At 46.4% G+C, this 16,567-nt stretch carries 18 protein-coding genes, 1 pseudogene and 1 riboswitch; of the genes and pseudogenes, 10 read left to right on the top strand and 9 right to left on the bottom strand.

Annotated elements, in window-relative coordinates; translation table 11 throughout:
• Positions 1-176, top strand: a pseudogene (locus tag AK963_RS35455) (IS256 family transposase); the annotation flags it as partial.
• Between the two features lie 45 nt (positions 177-221).
• On the opposite strand, the gene yciH reads toward AK963_RS35455, so the two are convergent.
• The 5 genes from yciH to AK963_RS16555 form a co-directional block, all read right to left on the bottom strand.
• A complete protein-coding gene (gene yciH, locus AK963_RS16575) occupies positions 222-557 on the bottom strand; it encodes a stress response translation initiation inhibitor YciH (protein ID WP_066016555.1) in 336 nt (111 codons plus the stop codon).
• Positions 558-770: 213 nt separating this feature from the next.
• Complete coding sequence (locus AK963_RS16570; protein ID WP_066016554.1) at positions 771-1,115, bottom strand: hypothetical protein; 345 nt, start codon at positions 1,113-1,115, stop codon at positions 771-773.
• 26 nt (positions 1,116-1,141) lie between these two features.
• On the bottom strand, positions 1,142-1,492 hold the full coding sequence (locus tag AK963_RS16565; RefSeq protein ID WP_066016553.1) for a hypothetical protein: 351 nt from the start codon (positions 1,490-1,492) through the stop codon (positions 1,142-1,144).
• Positions 1,493-1,654: 162 nt separating this feature from the next.
• Positions 1,655-2,470 (bottom strand): bifunctional DNA-formamidopyrimidine glycosylase/DNA-(apurinic or apyrimidinic site) lyase, encoded by an 816-nt coding sequence (gene mutM, locus AK963_RS16560; RefSeq protein ID WP_066016552.1) that lies wholly within the window; start codon positions 2,468-2,470, stop codon positions 1,655-1,657.
• On the bottom strand, positions 2,448-3,068 hold the full coding sequence (locus AK963_RS16555; RefSeq protein ID WP_066016551.1) for a GNAT family N-acetyltransferase: 621 nt from the start codon (positions 3,066-3,068) through the stop codon (positions 2,448-2,450). Before AK963_RS16555 ends, mutM begins: the two co-directional genes overlap by 23 nt.
• Before the next feature lie 203 nt (positions 3,069-3,271).
• On the opposite strand from AK963_RS16555, the gene AK963_RS16550 reads away from it, so the two are divergent.
• A complete protein-coding gene (locus AK963_RS16550; protein ID WP_066016550.1) occupies positions 3,272-4,669 on the top strand; it encodes an MATE family efflux transporter in 1,398 nt (465 codons plus the stop codon).
• 61 nt (positions 4,670-4,730) lie between these two features.
• On the opposite strand, the gene AK963_RS16545 is transcribed toward AK963_RS16550, so the two are convergent.
• Entirely contained in the window at positions 4,731-6,086 is a 1,356-nt protein-coding gene (locus AK963_RS16545) for a hypothetical protein (protein WP_139117458.1), read from the bottom strand.
• 47 nt (positions 6,087-6,133) lie between these two features.
• Positions 6,134-6,601 carry a hypothetical protein gene (locus AK963_RS16540; protein WP_066016548.1) on the bottom strand — a complete coding sequence of 156 codons (468 nt, stop codon included), beginning with the start codon at positions 6,599-6,601 and terminating at the stop codon, positions 6,134-6,136.
• 375 nt (positions 6,602-6,976) lie between these two features.
• Here AK963_RS16540 and AK963_RS16535 point away from each other — a divergent pair, with 375 nt between their 5' ends.
• The 7 genes from AK963_RS16535 (at position 6,977) to AK963_RS16505 (ending at position 13,269) form a co-directional block, all read left to right on the top strand.
• Complete coding sequence (locus AK963_RS16535) at positions 6,977-7,987, top strand: tryptophan--tRNA ligase (RefSeq protein ID WP_066016547.1); 1,011 nt, start codon at positions 6,977-6,979, stop codon at positions 7,985-7,987.
• Positions 7,988-8,073: 86 nt separating this feature from the next.
• On the top strand, positions 8,074-8,463 hold the full coding sequence (locus tag AK963_RS16530; protein WP_083232709.1) for a hypothetical protein: 390 nt from the start codon (positions 8,074-8,076) through the stop codon (positions 8,461-8,463).
• A gap of 30 nt (positions 8,464-8,493) precedes the next feature.
• Complete coding sequence (locus tag AK963_RS16525; protein ID WP_066016546.1) at positions 8,494-8,931, top strand: YbaN family protein; 438 nt, start codon at positions 8,494-8,496, stop codon at positions 8,929-8,931.
• A gap of 83 nt (positions 8,932-9,014) precedes the next feature.
• A riboswitch (TPP riboswitch) is annotated at positions 9,015-9,122 on the top strand.
• A gap of 129 nt (positions 9,123-9,251) precedes the next feature.
• Positions 9,252-10,217: an ABC transporter substrate-binding protein gene (locus AK963_RS16520; protein WP_066016545.1), complete on the top strand. Its 966-nt coding sequence runs from the start codon at positions 9,252-9,254 to the stop codon at positions 10,215-10,217.
• A 290-nt stretch (positions 10,218-10,507) separates the two neighbouring features.
• Positions 10,508-11,527 carry a ribokinase gene (gene rbsK, locus AK963_RS16515; RefSeq protein ID WP_202969800.1) on the top strand — a complete coding sequence of 340 codons (1,020 nt, stop codon included), beginning with the start codon at positions 10,508-10,510 and terminating at the stop codon, positions 11,525-11,527.
• A 148-nt stretch (positions 11,528-11,675) separates the two neighbouring features.
• Complete coding sequence (gene tal / locus AK963_RS16510) at positions 11,676-12,629, top strand: transaldolase (RefSeq protein WP_066016544.1); 954 nt, start codon at positions 11,676-11,678, stop codon at positions 12,627-12,629.
• Positions 12,630-12,735: 106 nt separating this feature from the next.
• Entirely contained in the window at positions 12,736-13,269 is a 534-nt protein-coding gene (locus AK963_RS16505; RefSeq protein ID WP_066016543.1) for a thioredoxin family protein, read from the top strand.
• A 31-nt stretch (positions 13,270-13,300) separates the two neighbouring features.
• On the opposite strand, the gene AK963_RS16500 is transcribed toward AK963_RS16505, so the two are convergent.
• Entirely contained in the window at positions 13,301-13,714 is a 414-nt protein-coding gene (locus AK963_RS16500; protein ID WP_066016542.1) for a hotdog fold thioesterase, read from the bottom strand.
• A 187-nt stretch (positions 13,715-13,901) separates the two neighbouring features.
• On the bottom strand, positions 13,902-14,930 hold the full coding sequence (locus AK963_RS16495) for a YbgA family protein (RefSeq protein WP_083232708.1): 1,029 nt from the start codon (positions 14,928-14,930) through the stop codon (positions 13,902-13,904).
• 579 nt (positions 14,931-15,509) lie between these two features.
• On the opposite strand from AK963_RS16495, the gene AK963_RS16490 reads away from it, so the two are divergent.
• Positions 15,510-16,463: a glutathione S-transferase family protein gene (locus AK963_RS16490; RefSeq protein ID WP_066016541.1), complete on the top strand. Its 954-nt coding sequence runs from the start codon at positions 15,510-15,512 to the stop codon at positions 16,461-16,463.
• Positions 16,464-16,567: the final 104 nt, after the last annotated feature.

Genomic DNA, 16,567 nt, shown 5'->3' with positions numbered 1-16,567 from the left:
GCGTCATTCGTAAGGCGATCAAGAACCGGAAGATTTTTCGGACTGATGAGTCAGTCATGAAGGTAATCTATCTGGCCATGGAAAAAGCTTCCGAGAAATGGACCATGCCGATCAGGAACTGGAAAGCAGCCATGAACCGGTTTGAAATTATGTTTCCTGACCGGTTCAAGGAGTAATAGTTTTGGTGGCGTTTACACAGAATTATTTACAGGCTCGTGTGCCTATCCACCGGATCTTTTTGCTTCAAAACCTTCTTTTTTCAAATGCTCAACCATGATATCTACGTGGTCTCCCTGAAGCTCAATATTACCATCTTTAACTGCACCACCACCGCCACAGCGCTTCTTTAGCTGTTTGGCAAAAGCTTTCAGTTCATTGCCTGCAAGTGGCAGCCCGCTGATGACCGTGACCACTTTTCCACCTCTTCCTTTTTTCTCCGGACGAACACGAACGTTGCCATCACCAACTACTTCTGGTTTGGCAGTCTCTTCCTTTATTCGACCGGCATCAGTGGAATAGACCAGCTTACTTTCCGAGCTACGTTGGTAGTTGCTCATTGCTAACCTCTGGATTCAGAAAACCATCTTTTTAACGACATGTATTTCACTTGTCCAGTGAAGGTCGAAAAAGTTGAAAAAAACAAAAGCCCAACTGAAAAAGTTGGGCTTTCATAGCCAGCAATGTATTCAAAAAAGAAGCGTTAATTAGGCTCTGTTGACATAAGTTTGCAGGCTCAGTGGCTCGTAAAGCTGTCTTTATGTCAACAGAGTCTAGACCCCCCCGGTTAAAATATTGCCTTTAACCGCTGAAGACATAGACTGAGCTTTCTCATTGCCAGCTACACTTCCAGTACTGGCCAGCTCTTCAGTATTCTGGCGTTCTTCACGCACTTTACTGGCTTCGTCTGTACCCATTAATACCTTTCTGAGTTCTTCATCAGATTGCGCCTGCATTTCAAGCCGCTGCATGTAACGCTTGAACTCTTCCGGGCTCATTGGTTCATGGGAATATGGGTGAATAGGTCGTCCCTGACTGTCTTCCTTGGGGATCAAATCTTCAGGGTTGGTCTTTTGGAAAGCGACATTACTGCTTAAACCATTAATGGGCTCAGACATCCTTTTCTCCTCACTTGATTACGTCCTTAATCAACAGAGATATGAGCACTACCTCTGCAGTTCAGCCAGAAGTGATGAAAACAATCAAAACTCAACATAAGCTTAGCTGAATACAGCACGCTGAAAGAGAAATCATAAAAGCCAATAAAATGCCTATAAAAATCAATAGGATAAATCTGGAGGGGTAAGCCTGCCATATCATAGAAGCTGGTATCTGGATCGTGCCCAGGTAGTGCGGCGTATCTTGTAGGAAGTGCTTGAAGTTGCTTTATTTTCTTGGGTAAGCCCTTTATCTGGATAGGTGTTTGATAAATCTCAAAACATACCTTCCCTAAACAATACAAATTCCACCTTCGAAACATGAACTGCGCAGCCATTTTGAACAGCTGGATCTTCGTTGGAATTCCTCGCAATACCCGAGGGCACAAGTAGCCCTGCTATTACTCGTCATTCCGCCTTGCCCAGCTGTCAAAAATGGCCTGCTCGATATCATATCTTAGAAGGCGGAACTGGTATAAAGAGTCACATATTGTTGTTCATCACCGCTGACAGTGAGGGCAATAACAACTGCTCCGGTTCCCCAGTTTTATTTCCTTAATGGTTTTGCCGCACGTGATGCAGGGCTGCCCTGTACGGCCATAAACGGCCAGTTCCTGTTTAAAGTAACCGGGTTTGCCATCACCCCCGACAAAGTCACGCAAGGTAGTACCGCCTTGTTCAATGGCTTTGGCCAACGTCTCTTTTATGGCTTCAGCCAGCCGTTTATAACGGTTGAGTGAGATTTTTCCACAGGCTCGGTCAGGCCTTATCCCGGCTTTGAACAACGCTTCACTGGCATAAATGTTACCGACACCAACCACTACTTTATTGTCCATAATAAATGTCTTTACCGACTGGCTTTTGCCTCGAGACATTTGAAACAGCCGTTGAGCCGTGAACTCATTGTTCAGAGGCTCAGGTCCCAGATTCTTTAGAAGTTTATGCTCGTGGAGAGGGCGCTCAGACCAGAGAACAGCACCGAAGCGGCGAGGGTCTGTGTACCTCAATCGTTGGCCATCTGTCAGAAGAATATCTACATGGTCGTGTTTTTCCGGCGGTGTATCGTTTTTTAGTACTCTCAGGCTACCGGACATCCCCAGATGCATAATGAGATGACCAGAACCGGTATCCAGAAGCAGGTATTTGGCTCTTCTTTTTACCTGTGTAATGGTCTTACCACTCAGGATTTGATTGATATTTTCAGGCACCGGCCAGCGGAGCCTGGATTCACGGACAATGATTTCCGAAATGGTATGACCTTCAATATGAGGCTCAATGCCCCGCCGGGTGGTTTCAACTTCTGGTAGTTCCGGCATGGTTGTCTGCTCCGTTTATACGCTCAAACTGCTGTCTGGTGATGCCGTAGAGTAGCCGATCATCAAATCCGCTTTCAGTTTTATAATACGCACACTGGCAGCCTTCCTGAATCATGCCGATCTTTTCCATGGTTTTATAGGAGCCGGTATTGGAGCGATAACAGTCTGCTGTCACCTTGTGTGCTCCCATTTCCCTAAACGCCAGTGAAAGAAGAAATCGGCCGCTGCTGCTGGCTAACCCTTTCCCCCAGGCGTGTTCAGAATACTGGTAGCCGACTTCATAGTTACCCTGAAGAAACATGACCGGATGTAATCCACACATACCCATGTAACGACCAGAAGTATCACGGATAATGGCCGTCGGGCCTTCAGGTATCTCACCTTTGTTAATTGCCTCTCTGGTGCCATCAATGATGGGGTCAAAATACCCTCGGTATACCTCTTCCGGGGCTGGGGCAAAGAACAGGTATTCAGTCACCTTTGGATTTTCCAGCATCTCAAGGATGTCAGGAAAATCACTGCCCTTGATCAGCGAAATGGTAAAGCCGTCAGTGAGAGTGACGGCATCGCCGCGTTTAAATGAACTGAATGAAGACATTGCTGGCTCAGTTGATATTGGAATGGGCTCACAGTACACGGCTTGACCATTTGCACAAGCCTTTTCTTGTCAGCTTTTTATAGGGATAAACACCGCGCATTATTTCGAAATATCCAATCCAATCATTTTTTGATTCATTGATAGAATATAAAACCCTTCGCCCCGGGTCTGTCTGGCGTTGGGAGTCTATCCTGTGAGCAAAAATGAGAACAAATCTATCAACCTTTGCCCGCTATCGTGGCGAACTTCGTGAATTACTTTATCTGGCTGGGCCTATTATGGGAGCTCAGTTGGCAACTACAGGTATGACATTTGTCGACACCAGTATGGCCGGACAATATTCAGCTATGGATCTGGCGGCCATCGCCCTGGGCTCCAGTATCTGGATGCCGGTCTACCTGTTAATCCGTGGTATTTTAATGGCCATTACACCAACGGTTGCCCACCTGTACGGTGCACGTCAGACCGGTGAAATTGGTGGTCAGGTACGTCAGGGGCTGTGGATTGCTCTGTTAATGAGTCTTCTGGCCCTTGGTTTTATTTACAAATCCGATGTCGTACTTCAATGGTTGCAGGTTGAGCCTGAGATGGCTGCGAAAACGCTTGAATATCTAAAAGCGCTTGCCTGGGGTATTCCTGCGATTTGTTTGTTTCAGGCGCTTACCTGTTACTGTGAAGGGATGGGTAAAACCAAGCCCAGCATGGTGTTCAGCTTTGCGGCTCTGGCACTGAATATTCCACTGAACTATGTACTGATTTATGGAAAGTTCGGGTTCCCTGAGCTTGGCGGTGTTGGCTGCGGTTATGCGACAGCCGTTTGTTTCTGGGTCATGTTCCTGATGATGGCGGGTTACACCATGCTGGGTCAGCAGCATCGTAAGATTGGTTTGTTTGACCATTGGGACTTGCCCAGCCTGAGAATTATTTCCAGTCAGCTAAAGCTGGGTATACCGATTGGTCTGGCCATCTTCTTTGAAGCCAGTATCTTCTCGGTGGTGGCTCTGCTGATTGGTAAATTAGGTGCGATCGTGGTGGCGGGGCATCAGATTGCCCTTAACTTTACCTCACTGGCCTTTATGGTGCCGATGAGTCTGGCGATGGGGTTGACCATTCGTGTCGGGCAGGCATTGGGGGCTGGTAAAACTGAGCAGGCTGCATACTCCAGTTATGCGGGTATTGCGACGACTCTGGTCAGTGCGACAGTGAGTGCTTCCGTCATGATGTTCCTGCCTGGAGTAGTGACTTCCATTTATACACAGAATCCGGAAGTTGCTATTCTGGCTGCTCAACTGTTGGTTTATGCGGCATTGTTCCAATATGCTGATGGTATTCAGATCGCAGCCAACGGTGCATTGCGTGGCTATAAAGACACTCGGGTGCCTATGGCAATGATTCTGTTTGCCTGCTGGGGAGTCGCATTACCTCTGGGTTATATCCTGGGGCTGACCGACTGGATTGTTGAGCCAATGGGGCCTCATGGCTTATGGATTGGTCTGGTGACTGCTTTGACCATGGGCGCCTTCCTGTTGACCCTGCGTCTGCGTGCCATCATTCGCCGGAATCGGATGTTGGCTTCTGGTGCAATGCCTTTAGCCGTTTAATTTTGTTATTTACTTGATTGAATGGTATCTCTGCGCTCTATCCAGCAGAGATACCTCTGAATCAGCTTTTTTTCCATGGAAGTGCTTTGTGGAATAAAGCGGAAATAGCGTTCTCTTTACTGGGTTTTCCTGGTATACGCTCTTCTACTGGTTCAATCTTCCATGCTGCCGCCTGTCGTTGAAGCTCTTCTCCGGAAGCGCGTTTCTTTATAGGAACCTCTAAATTCTTAGGTAATGTAGATCTTTCTTTTAATAGTTCCTTGTCTTCTGGGTCCAGCCATTCGAAGTTCTTGCGTCCCGCTGCTAGAGCATCCAAATGCTGATCTATTTGAGCACGATAAATATGTTGCGATATAGACGGACATTTCATTAGCTGAGGTAAGTTCAGCTCATTTACTTTAAGATCGCACCCACGCTTTGTGATTGGATACTCCAAACCAGCAATTATGAGGTGCTTCTTTGTTACACCAACAGTGATTCTTGAAAAATCAGGTCGGTACTCTGAAGCAAGAACCAAGGCTGTATTCCTGTTCACTTTAGCCAGTTCTTTTGACTGGTGCTCATGGTCTTTAGAAGACGGAAGCTTTTTCCAAACTCCTCTCCCATTGTCTTCCCTTATTTCTAATTTGTGACCCTTCTCAACTTCATGGTTTAGCCTAGAGGCAAGGCAAAGCAGTGTTTCATCCGCATCGGGGTTATCAGATATCAGTGCTGCAGCAAATACTCGTTTTTCCTGACGCGACCATGTGGCGACATGGCCATTAAGAGCATCATCAAGAATTTTGACCCCTTCGGGGTTTTGCTTTCTGTAGATGACACAGAAGAGGTCCAGAATCCTCTGGGCAACTGCGTCAACAGGAAGCATTGCTAACTCAGCTCGCTGAATTGCTGGGCCATGTTGCTTCATTACTGAAACTATCGTAGCAAAATAAGTAGGGTATTTGCTTGGGTGAAGGTAATGTGTCTGTGTACCTAAACCCTGTAATGCAGAACTCAGCACACTGAGAATAGGGGTGAGTCTATGCAGCAACTCTTCTCCAGATAAAGGGAGATTTCCGTCGGTATTAATCAATAATTTTTTCAGTTGTTGTATTATTGATTCTAGTCCTTGATCTGAGTTTGACTCTTGGTCAAGTGGTGATGCTCCTCTAATGGCTTCTTCCCGGTGCTGATTAAGATGGAGGCAGATTGGTATGATATCGCTCCAGTGCTCAAGAGGTTCCGTCAATAAGCGCACACTGGGGTGTCTAACAACTTCCCGAACATAGTCATCTAATTCATGAGCAAGTCCAGCCTGTTGTGCAAGAGTCGGATGTTCAAGAAGTAGTTCTTTATACTGTTCTTTTATGGATTTAACCGTTGCCGCAAGTTGAGAGGCATCAAGCTGTACTTCTGTATCGCAGAGTGTTTCTTTCAAATTTATCAATAAAGTATGTAAGTTTCGGTTTTTTTCATTTAAAAAATCTAACGCGTTTTTCCTATCCTGGCCTTCTTATCCTCTGGAAAGAAAAAATTGCGACTCTCTATTAACATTTGACCATCGTTAGAGGCTGGAGTACAAGATGCTTGGTGTTGTAAATGGGGGAGTGCACAAGCACCTTCTTCGGGGGGAACCGATGGTTTTTGTTTTGGAAACACTGTCTCACCACAAGCTTCTTGGGATAGTTTTATGGCATGTTCGATTCGGGCGTTTTCATCAAGAGCGTCCAGATCTTGCTGCGTGAGGTAAGATGCGCTGGCTTCAGTCTGTGTGATATCTCTGGCTTTCTGTTCTCTGTGAGAATGAGGTGAAGAGCTTCGTGGAATTTCACAGCCTTGTGGTTCTCCTGACTGCCTGGGTGGGGAGGGCTGACTTTTATAGTATTCTCCCATTCTGGATTGGTGGTATTGGTTAGTTTGAGATAGATCAGGGTTACTGCTATAGGGATCCATTTAAAGCTCCTGTCATTGCTGTAAAAGTTATAGTTAGCTGTATGCTATGACTTAGAAGGAGTTAATTGGTTCATTGGTATTTCTTATGGCAGGGGTATAGTTCGCTCTTGTTATGAAAATTAAGGATATTGCTCTGAATAATTATTGGTTGGTGTGGTTTTTTGAGGCGCTGGTTCTCACTTTGATGCTATCAGTCTTTTTGTCATCACAACGATATGTGAATCGAAAATGCCCCTCTGACCATAGTCTTTCTCTATTGAGGGTATACGCCATGCTCTTCTATAATGCAGCCCTTTCCTGAAATCTGTATTTAAGGAAATTCCTTTCTGGTCTGCGTTTCAGGCCAGGTTACATCGTCGCTGTGCGAGTGAACTCATGAGTAAAACGAAAGTACTGACAGGTATTACGACAACTGGAACACCACACCTGGGTAACTACGTGGGGGCTATCAAGCCTGCGATTGAGGAAAGCTGGCGTGACGATATTGCTTCGTACTATTTTCTGGCTGACTATCACGCATTGATCAAAGGTCGTGACCCTAAGCGTATTCATCAGTCTACGCTGGAGATTGCGGCTACCTGGCTGGCACTGGGTCTGGATACGGATCGCGTGACTTTCTATCGTCAGTCAGACATTCCGGAAATTGCCGAATTGAACTGGATTCTTGGCTGTATGACCGCCAAAGGTCTGATGAACCGTGCCCATGCTTATAAGGCTGCGGTTCAGGCCAATGAAGAAGCCGGTGAGCAGGACCCGGACAAGGGGGTGACCATGGGACTCTTCTGCTATCCGGTGCTGATGGCGGCAGATATTCTCATGTTCAATGCCCATAAAGTGCCGGTGGGTCGTGATCAGGTTCAGCATATTGAGATGGCCCGGGATATTGCTGGACGCATGAATCATCATTACAAGACCAGGTTTGTTCTGCCTGAGGCAGTTGTTGGTGAAAGCACTGCGGTTCTGAACGGTCTTGATGGGCGTAAGATGAGCAAGAGCTACGATAATACGATTCCGCTTTTTGTGCCTGAAAAGAAACTGCTTAAGCTGATTCGTAAGATCAAAACCAACTCATTGGAGCCGGGTGAGCCAAAAGATCCGGATACCTGTACTCTTTTCCAGATCTACTCTGCATTTGCCGATGCCACTCAGATTGAGGTGAAACGTCAGCAATATGCCGATGGTGCTGGCTGGGGAGATCTGAAAAATGAGTTGTTTGAGTTCTTGAATGAGCATTTGAAAGATCCTCGTGAACGTTACAATGCATTGATCGAAGATCCGGCATTTATCGAAAAAGAGCTGCTTAAAGGGGCTGAAAAGGCCCGGGCTGAAGCCGCACCTTTTCTGACGTCTATTCGTCATGCCGTAGGCCTCAAGCCGCTCGCGTAAAATTCTGCAGTCGCCTTTAAGTTCGGCTTTCCTTTGGGAAAGCCGACAATAATAATGATAGGCATCATCGCTCGACTGGATACCCCATGAACACATCAAAGTTAGTTGCCATTCTACTGAGTGCGCTCGTGCTGTCGGCCTGCAGTCATCTGGATGGTCTGCTGAAAGGCAAGGTTCAGCAAAAGGTGGCGTTTGATTTGACCCGTCTGGATGCCGATGGCCTTTATGGGCCAGCTGATGGCAAACGGTCCCTGAGTTATGAGTTCTGTATTCCTGCACATGTGAATACCGCACGGCAGGTGATGTCCATTGACCCAACCGCAATTGTCTACAAAGAATCCCCGGGACGTTTACAGTGTGGTAAAGAACAGTATCTGGTGGTTGGCGATACGTACCAGGCCAACTACCTGGTGACCCTGAAAAAGCTGGTTGAACTGGAGTATGTCACCCGGATTCAAGAGGCATTTTTTGAGTAAACATAACCGAAGAATCAGCTATCGATAAGAATGAACCTAAGAGATAAAGCTCCGGCCCCTCAATCATCAGGCATTCTGATACGTAACCCAGTGGTTCGATGGGTCTTTAAAGCCTGTGCCCTACTTTGTGTTGTACTGGGTTTTATCGGTGTTTTCCTGCCGCTGTTGCCCACTACGCCCTTTCTATTGTTGGCGGCTTTTTTCAGTTTACGGTCATCTCCAGCCATTCACTCCTGGCTATTGAATCATCAGGTTCTGGGCCCTCCTTTGCGTCAGTATCTTGATGAACGCAGTATTTCCAGAAAGGTTTACATTCGTGCGGTTGCTTTTCTCTGGCTGACCATGAGCATCTCAATCTGGATTGTAAAATTGGTATGGGTTAAATACTTGCTTGTGGCTATAGGTGTCAGCGTGACGATCTATCTGACAAAGCTGCAGAGAAGGGGAGCCAGAGGGTGCTCCTCCTGACAGCTGGCAGAAGGCAAAAAGCACTCTATAATTTTGCGTTAAGGTCTGCCTGTCTCATTACTTATTAATGGTTGCTGGTGGACTCCAGTGGCGCAGGGTGCCTGTTTGATCAGTAAGCTTTCAGGCTGAGATTATACCTGTTGAACCTGAACCGGTTAGTACCGGCGTAGGAACTGCCATAAAGCTACCGCTTATTCTATAGACATTCTGCAGAGCTACTCTGCCTCTACGTTATGTTCACAGCATAGGTGGTGCTGTCCTCTTCGGGCCTTTATGCGTCACGTTATTCGATGACTTCTATCTGTCGTGAGGATTAACGCATGATCGCAACGCCCAGGCTTTCCCTGCTTCTGAACTGGTATGCCAACCCTTACCACACCCCCGTTTTTATGGCTCACCACTTGGGGTTTTATAAAGAAGAAGGGCTTGCTCCTGCCATTATGGAAACCACTGACCCTTCCGATGTAACCGACTTGATTGGTCAGAATAAAGTGGATATTGCATTGAAAGCGATGATCCATACCTATGCGGCCAGAGCCAAGGGCTATAAGGTCGTTTCTGTGGGTACGTTGTTTCATGAGCCCCCAACTGGCCTGATCTTTCTGAAATCCAGTGGCATTAAGGGGTTTGATGATATCCGGGGAAGACGGATCGGCTATATCGGTCGGTTTGGAAAAATCATCATTGATGATCTGGCCAGACGGGCAAATATTGAGCCTGATGCTTATGAAACGGTTCGTGTTGGTATGAACATTACCGATGCCATTATTCAGAATAAGGTAGATGCTGGCATGGGGATTGGCTGCTTTCAGCAGGTTGAACTGGAGCAGGTCAGTGGGCAGGAGACGGGCATGTTACGGGTGGATGAACTTGCCGGACTTGGGTGTTGCTGCTTCTGTTCAATCCTTTTCCTGGTGAATGAGGCCTATCTGGAAAACAATCAGGAAAATGTGAGACGGTTTATGAGAGCGACCCTGAGAGGGACTCAGTGGACGCTCGAAAATCCCGAAAAAGCGTATGAGCTGCTTTGTGAGCAGATTCCGAGATTGAGAACGGATACCTTCAGGAAAATTTATATCAGCTGCCTTCCCTATTTCTCTCGTGACCTGATTAATGTGGACAGAGATTGGGAGAAAGTTGGACTTTATGCTCAGCAGCTTGCTATTACGGATGAAACCATGGATTGCCACAGCTGTTATACCAATGAATTTTTACCGGACCGCCCTTACTCTACTTTTGAGCCTTTGGATGGAGCTTACATTTCTGAGCAGCTTAGAGCCTCATAGCGTCATTTGACTTATAACGAGTCTCAAGTAAATAGAAGTCTGGTTCTTGCCAGGCTTCCAGACTCTGTTTTTACAACAACGTTTTTATAAAACCACCTGCCTCAAACGACATTTGAATTACACTTATACCAATTAAACTTTCTAAACCCGTTATGAGCATGATGTACGGGAGTGTAAGGCAATACCCTGAAGGGCATAAAGGCGAAGTGACGAGTCATAGCCGTAGCTATGGTGAGGAGCTTCAACGCAGGAATACGCTTCAGGGCATCTGCGCAATAGGGCGTTAGAAAGTGCAATTGGTATTATGCATTGTCAGCCTGATTTTCACCGGTGGTGATATGAGCAAGCAGATTCTCGTTCTAGGCAGTATTAATGTTGATCATGTTCTGAGGGTTAATCGTTTTCCAAAGCCAGGCCAAACCATTACAGGTTCATCCTATAACATTATGGCTGGAGGCAAAGGTGCTAACCAGGCGGTAGCCTGTGCCCGCCTTGGGGGAAACACGCACATGATGGCGGCTATTGGTCAGGACGATCTGGGGCGGGAAATAGTGCAGCAACTGAGTGATGAGGGCGTTGATACGACTGCTATTACAGAAGTTGTGGATATGGATACCGGAGTTGCCCTGATTTTCGTTAATGCCAAAGGTGAAAACATCATTGGTATCTCGGCTGGTGCTAATGGCTGCCTGAGAGAAGAGCACATTGAGCAGAACCACAGTCTGATCACTGATGCAGATTATCTGCTCTTGCAGCAGGAGGTTCCTGAATCTGTCATTTTACAGGCTGCTCATATTGCCCGGGAAAACAATACTAAAGTTGCCTTGAATCCAGCACCTGCTAGAGAGTTTTCCAATGATTACTTGCTGGCTATTGATTTGATTACACCCAATCAGACGGAAGCAGAAATTATTACCGGCATTAAAGCTTCCGATGAAAAGTCTGCAAGACAGGCTGCTGGGATATTGCATGAGAAAGGTATTCCTGACGTTGCGATCACCATGGGGCAGATTGGAGTCTATGTGTCGTCAATCAGCTCAGGCCATCCTAAAGGTCTGATTGTTCCCGGGTTTCCAGTTAAGGCGGTTGATACAACTGCTGCCGGTGATACATTTAATGGAGCGTTGCTGGTGGCTCTGGCAGAAGGAAAGTCTCTGGAAGATGCTGCCCTTTTTGCCAATGCCAGTGCAGGCCTTTCTGTAATGAGTGCTGGATCTCAGTCGTCTATTCCCTATCGTTTTCAGGTTGAAGAGTTCATTCAGTGCGATCAGGAAATCGCAGGTGCTCTTGAAACCTTGCATACGTCATGATTCTTGTATTTCTTTGATTTAAAAAGTTAATACAGATACTCTGGAACCCTCTCGTTTATCAAATACGAAGACGGTGGTTGTAAACTTTTAAAGCTTTTATCTGGTTATAAAGGATCCAGCTTTGTTATTGGCTGGAAGAAGGTGCAGTATGCAAAATCAGCTCGACCAATTAAAAAATATGACCAAGGTTGTGGCCGATACCGGTGATATCGAAGCTATCCGTCGATACCAACCGGTTGATGCGACGACCAATCCTTCACTGATTTTAAAAGCTGCTCAGCTACCGGCGTATAAAGCGCTTGTTGATGAAGCCGTTGTCTTTGGACGCAATGGCTCAAAAGATAAAACGGAAAGTGCTCGTTATGCCTGTGACTGGCTGACGGTTGGTATCGGCAAAGAGATTCAGAAGGTGGTTCCCGGTGTTGTTTCTACTGAGGTAGATGCACGGCTGTCATTTGATACTGAGGCAACCATTGAAAAAGCCAGACAGCTGATTGATCTTTATAAAGAGCAGGGGGCTGATAGTGAACGGGTACTGATCAAAATAGCCTCTACCTGGGAAGGTATACGAGCTGCAGAGATTCTTGAAAAAGAAGGTATTCGCTGTAATCTGACCCTGCTGTTCAGTTTTGCTCAGGCTCAAGCCTGTGCCGATGCCGGTGCTTATTTGATCTCACCCTTTGTTGGTCGGATTCTGGACTGGTACAAAAAAGCAGAAGGTCGGGATTTTTCTGCATCTGAGGATCCGGGTGTTCAATCAGTCACCCGTATCTACAACTATTACAAGCAGCATGGCTATAAAACGGTAGTAATGGGAGCCAGTTTCCGAAATACCGGTGAGATTATTGAGTTAGCCGGCTGTGACTGCCTGACTATTGGCCCAGACCTTCTGGATCAGCTGGAATCGACTGAGAAGCCACTTGAGCAAAAATTGTTTGCCGACTCACCAAGTTGCAGTGATAACAAAGTGGTGCTGGATGAGGCTGCATTTCGCTGGGCGATGAATGAAGATGCCATGGCGACAGAAAAACTGGCGGAGGGCATCAGGAACTTTACTGCAGATCAGATCAAGCTGGAAAAACAGTTGCTTGATGCACTCTAGGTGCCAGGGATCTCACACTGAGCTGAAAAGCCCCTGTAAATGATGCAGGGTTGCATATACTGACGAGCCAGACACATTAGCAATGTAGCTTGAGGGTCTGGTCAAGATGAAGAATAAAGTAAAACTGGCTCTTTCTTTGGTTGCTGTCTCTCTCAGCTTTCAGGCGAAGCCTGAAAGCTGTGGCTTCAACCTGGAAGTGGCTGAGGAAGTTGCCAGTTGTCCAAATGAGTATCCCCCCGTGGTTCCAACAGGAAAAATAAATCCGGAAAAATTGATTGCAGAGCAGGAGGAATTCCGCAGGTACTACCAGAGCTATCAGGTAGATACGGATGCAGTTTCACCACTTCGACAACTATCAATACCAACGGAGATTGTTGTCATTATCGCTACCTGGTGCCCAGACTGTCACCGGGAAACGCCCCGTTTTATGCGAATTATGGAAGCGATTGATAATCCAGATATCCACATAACTTACATTGCCGTTGACCGGAATAAGAAAGATGAGGAGGGTCTGGCTGCACAGTATGAATTCAGCCGGATCCCTACGTTCATAGTGATGCAGAATGGCCTGGAGGTTGGCCGAATTGTTGAACGTCCGTTAGTTTCACTTGAGAAAGGTCTGGTTGATATTCTCAAGTGATTTGTCCTGGGGGGAGTCTGAGACAGGGGGGCTACATTTTCTTTGTAGCCATGGTGATACGGGAGATGCAGGTTGGCCTGCCCTGCTCATCCTCAATTTTAATCTCCCATACCTGGGTGCTGCGGCCGATATGGATCGGTCGGGTAGTGCCGATCACTTTTCCTGAAGTAGCTGATCGAAGATGGTTGGCGTTAATTTCCAGGCCAACACAGTAAGCTCCGTCTTCACAGCACAGGTTGGCGGCAATACTGCCCAGTGTTTCAGCGAGAACGACAGAGGCCCCACCATGGAGCAATCCCATGGGTTGGATGGTTCTGCGGTCAACTGGCATTGTGCCGCGCAGAAAGTCTTCACCCACTTCTGTAATTTCAATGCCTACATAGTCACACATATTCTCTTTGAATACGGCGGTGTCAGGGCTGTATGGCCTTTTCCAGATGGACATCTTGTTTCCTTTTCCTCTTTATTTATTATACTAATCGAACCTTCTAACTCCCTATTGCGCTGAAGATTTGAGCCTTAACCCTGCGTTGCCGATCGTCGTCATAGCTGAGGCTATGACTCCTCACGCCGCCTTGTCTTAAGGCTCAAATTTTCTTGCTCATAACGGGAGTTAGAAAGCACGATTGGTATTAGATCCGGTTTCGTAAGCCCAGCTGATCCGGGTGAGGAGTCAGGTAGGTTTGCCGTTGAATGTACTCACTGCCATGATTTTCGATAAAGTGTCGCAGCATGGTCATTGGGGCAATGAGAGGCACCATTTCCTGACGGTACTCTTCAATCAACTTCAGAAGCTGGTTTCTTTCTTTACCATCGACACTCTTTTTAACATATCCGAGGATGTGCATCATGGCATTGGTGTGCGATTTTCGATTTGCACGTCGTTTAAGGGCATTCATAAAGTTAAGGAGATACTCATTCAGCAGCTCATCCAGAGACGCTTTTCTGCCTTTGGCCACGATTTGACCCAGCAACTCATACCCTTGGGGATAATGGGCCATGATCATGTATTTGTGAGTAGCGTGAAAGTCGACCAGTGCTGCATAAGATGGCTCTGCCAATACGGCTCTCTGCCAGCGATTATAGGCGTAGACTCGTGTGAAAAAATTTTCACAGAGAATTGGATCGTGGAGTCTGCCTTCTTCCTCTACGGGCAATAATGGATTGTTATCCATAAATGCTTTGGCATAGGCTCCGGGCGCACTTTCCCCCAGTGGGTGACCATTTTCATGGTATACCTTAACCCTTTCCATGCCACAGCTGGGCGACTTCTGCATCAGGATATAGCCGCAAATATGGGAGAGCTGGTCAGACATTTCATGACCATAATTTTCTAAAGCATCGGTTACATCCAAACTGGAATTTTCAGTGCCGACGACTCGGACTTTTAACTGTTTATCTGGAGCAGACGATGAGCTCTGCCGAGAAGTTTGAGATGTTTCAGCCAGTTCACCTACCAGCCGGATGGGCTCTCTGGGGGTTCCCAGTCCTATAGCCATCTCAGGGCAGACCGGCTCAAAGAGAAAGAAGTTATCGAGAGTGTTAACACAAAAAGATGAACGTTTGTGTCCCCCGTTGTAGCGTACTTTATGGCCTAAAAGGCAAGAGCTGATTCCCAGTGTGATCTGCTTTTCAGGCTCAGGTATGGAAACGATAGCCACTTGTTATTCTCCACTTTACGTTAGAAGTACAGTACTAACGAATGTCGCCAGTTACCAGTAGCTCCTTTGTCTGTCAGTCGTTGCAACCAGGCATTACTGTACAGTCCCCCCTGAAGCATAAGTGACATGTTCATTAACGCATCTTCACTTATAACTGCCTATACGGTAAGACTTTTTCATTGGATTGGTTTATCTGTTTTCTGGGAAGATTTCATTGGTTCAAAATAAATGAATTCAATGGTCAGTTTTTTTCGGTTTAAGGAATTCAGGCCTTATTTATAATGTAGGGGGAGCTCTCAATTAGACATTTGACCAGCCACCCATGGTTTGCGCCAGACAAGGCGTGAATTGCGTAGTGTATTTCACATAAGTAGTGAGCAACGCAGAATGGCATAAATCATGGGGGGCCCTCCGGGTTGATAACACACGCATTAATGCTGTGTTGAACGGCTTGAACATGGATCCACCATGCCCTGCACCGTTCGCCTGGCCTGAATGCGTGTGTTATCAACTGGACTCATGGCTAATTGAGAACGCCCCCTAGTTATTGTTTATCAGGCAGAGTGTGTTGGAGTATATATGGGCAGGCTGGTGAAAGGGGTATGGCGGGAAGAGTGGTATGATACTGAAGCCAGTAACGGTGAGTTTATCCGTGAAGATGCTGGGTTTCGTGACTGGATTAAAAATGAGCCATCTGCCCGGTTTCAGCCGGAATCGGGGAGGTATCATCTTTATGTATCCCTGGCCTGCCCCTGGGCTCATCGAACATTGATTTTCAGGGAGTTGAAAGATCTGACAACACATATTGAGGTTACTGTTGTATCCCCGGATATGCTTACAGAAGGCTGGGAAATGAGTTTGCCTGATCCCCTGTTTGGGTTTACCCGAATGCATCAGATCTATACTCAAGCAAAACCGGATTATACCGGGCGGGTCACGGTGCCAGTGCTGTGGGATAAAAAACACAATACCATTGTCAGTAATGAGTCTTCTGAAATTATCAGGATGTTTAATTCTGAATTTAATGAGCTTACCGGGAATCATGATGATTATTATCCGGAAAAGCTCAGGAATGATATTGAACACTGGAATAATATTGTTTATGAGAACATTAATAATGGAGTTTATCGCTGTGGCTTTGCAACCAGTCAGAAGGCCTATGAGAAAGCATTTGAGGACTTGTTTTCAGCGCTGGATCAGGTAGATGCTCATCTTGCAAAAAACAGGTATCTTGCAGGTTTTGAAATCACCGAGGCTGATTGGCGACTGTTTACAACACTGGTTCGCTTCGATGCTGTTTATGTCGGTCATTTTAAGTGTAATAAAAAACGCATTGCAGACTATTCAAATCTTCAAGGGTATTTAAAAGAGCTTTACCAGGTTTCAGGCGTTAGAGAAACAACAGATTTTGATCACATAAAACGACACTATTATTACAGTCATACAGGGATTAATCCGACCCAAATAATTCCGAAAGGTCCTGACCTGGACTTGAATAGCTCTCACCAGCGGGTGCTCTCTCTGAATGATTGAAACAATAGTGCTCTATTTTCACAGCTACTATGGGAACACCACTCATAATAGTTAACTGTCATGCCCGCTTCTGTTATTTCCAGCTCTACCAAAAGCATCGTTTT

This window comes from Endozoicomonas atrinae, from assembly GCF_001647025.1.
Classification (GTDB): Bacteria; Pseudomonadota; Gammaproteobacteria; order Pseudomonadales; family Endozoicomonadaceae; genus Endozoicomonas; species Endozoicomonas atrinae.
Note: the sequence above shows the minus strand (reverse complement) of the source record. Positions and strands in the feature narration are given on the sequence as shown.

Coding starts and splice junctions, on each gene's coding strand:
- mutM (WP_066016552.1), bottom strand. CDS start 2,470: ATGCCGGAACTACCAGAAGTTGAAACCACCCGGCGGGGCATTGAGCCT.
- AK963_RS16500 (WP_066016542.1), bottom strand. CDS start 13,714: ATGTCCATCTGGAAAAGGCCATACAGCCCTGACACCGCCGTATTCAAA.
- AK963_RS16565 (WP_066016553.1), bottom strand. CDS start 1,492: ATGGCTGCGCAGTTCATGTTTCGAAGGTGGAATTTGTATTGTTTAGGG.
- AK963_RS16555 (WP_066016551.1), bottom strand. CDS start 3,068: ATGTCTTCATTCAGTTCATTTAAACGCGGCGATGCCGTCACTCTCACT.
- tal (WP_066016544.1), top strand. CDS start 11,676: ATGCAAAATCAGCTCGACCAATTAAAAAATATGACCAAGGTTGTGGCC.
- AK963_RS16525 (WP_066016546.1), top strand. CDS start 8,494: ATGAACCTAAGAGATAAAGCTCCGGCCCCTCAATCATCAGGCATTCTG.
- AK963_RS16530 (WP_083232709.1), top strand. CDS start 8,074: ATGAACACATCAAAGTTAGTTGCCATTCTACTGAGTGCGCTCGTGCTG.
- AK963_RS16490 (WP_066016541.1), top strand. CDS start 15,510: ATGGGCAGGCTGGTGAAAGGGGTATGGCGGGAAGAGTGGTATGATACT.
- AK963_RS16540 (WP_066016548.1), bottom strand. CDS start 6,601: ATGGATCCCTATAGCAGTAACCCTGATCTATCTCAAACTAACCAATAC.
- yciH (WP_066016555.1), bottom strand. CDS start 557: ATGAGCAACTACCAACGTAGCTCGGAAAGTAAGCTGGTCTATTCCACT.
- AK963_RS16535 (WP_066016547.1), top strand. CDS start 6,977: ATGAGTAAAACGAAAGTACTGACAGGTATTACGACAACTGGAACACCA.
- AK963_RS16505 (WP_066016543.1), top strand. CDS start 12,736: ATGAAGAATAAAGTAAAACTGGCTCTTTCTTTGGTTGCTGTCTCTCTC.
- AK963_RS16550 (WP_066016550.1), top strand. CDS start 3,272: ATGAGAACAAATCTATCAACCTTTGCCCGCTATCGTGGCGAACTTCGT.
- AK963_RS16520 (WP_066016545.1), top strand. CDS start 9,252: ATGATCGCAACGCCCAGGCTTTCCCTGCTTCTGAACTGGTATGCCAAC.
- AK963_RS16570 (WP_066016554.1), bottom strand. CDS start 1,115: ATGTCTGAGCCCATTAATGGTTTAAGCAGTAATGTCGCTTTCCAAAAG.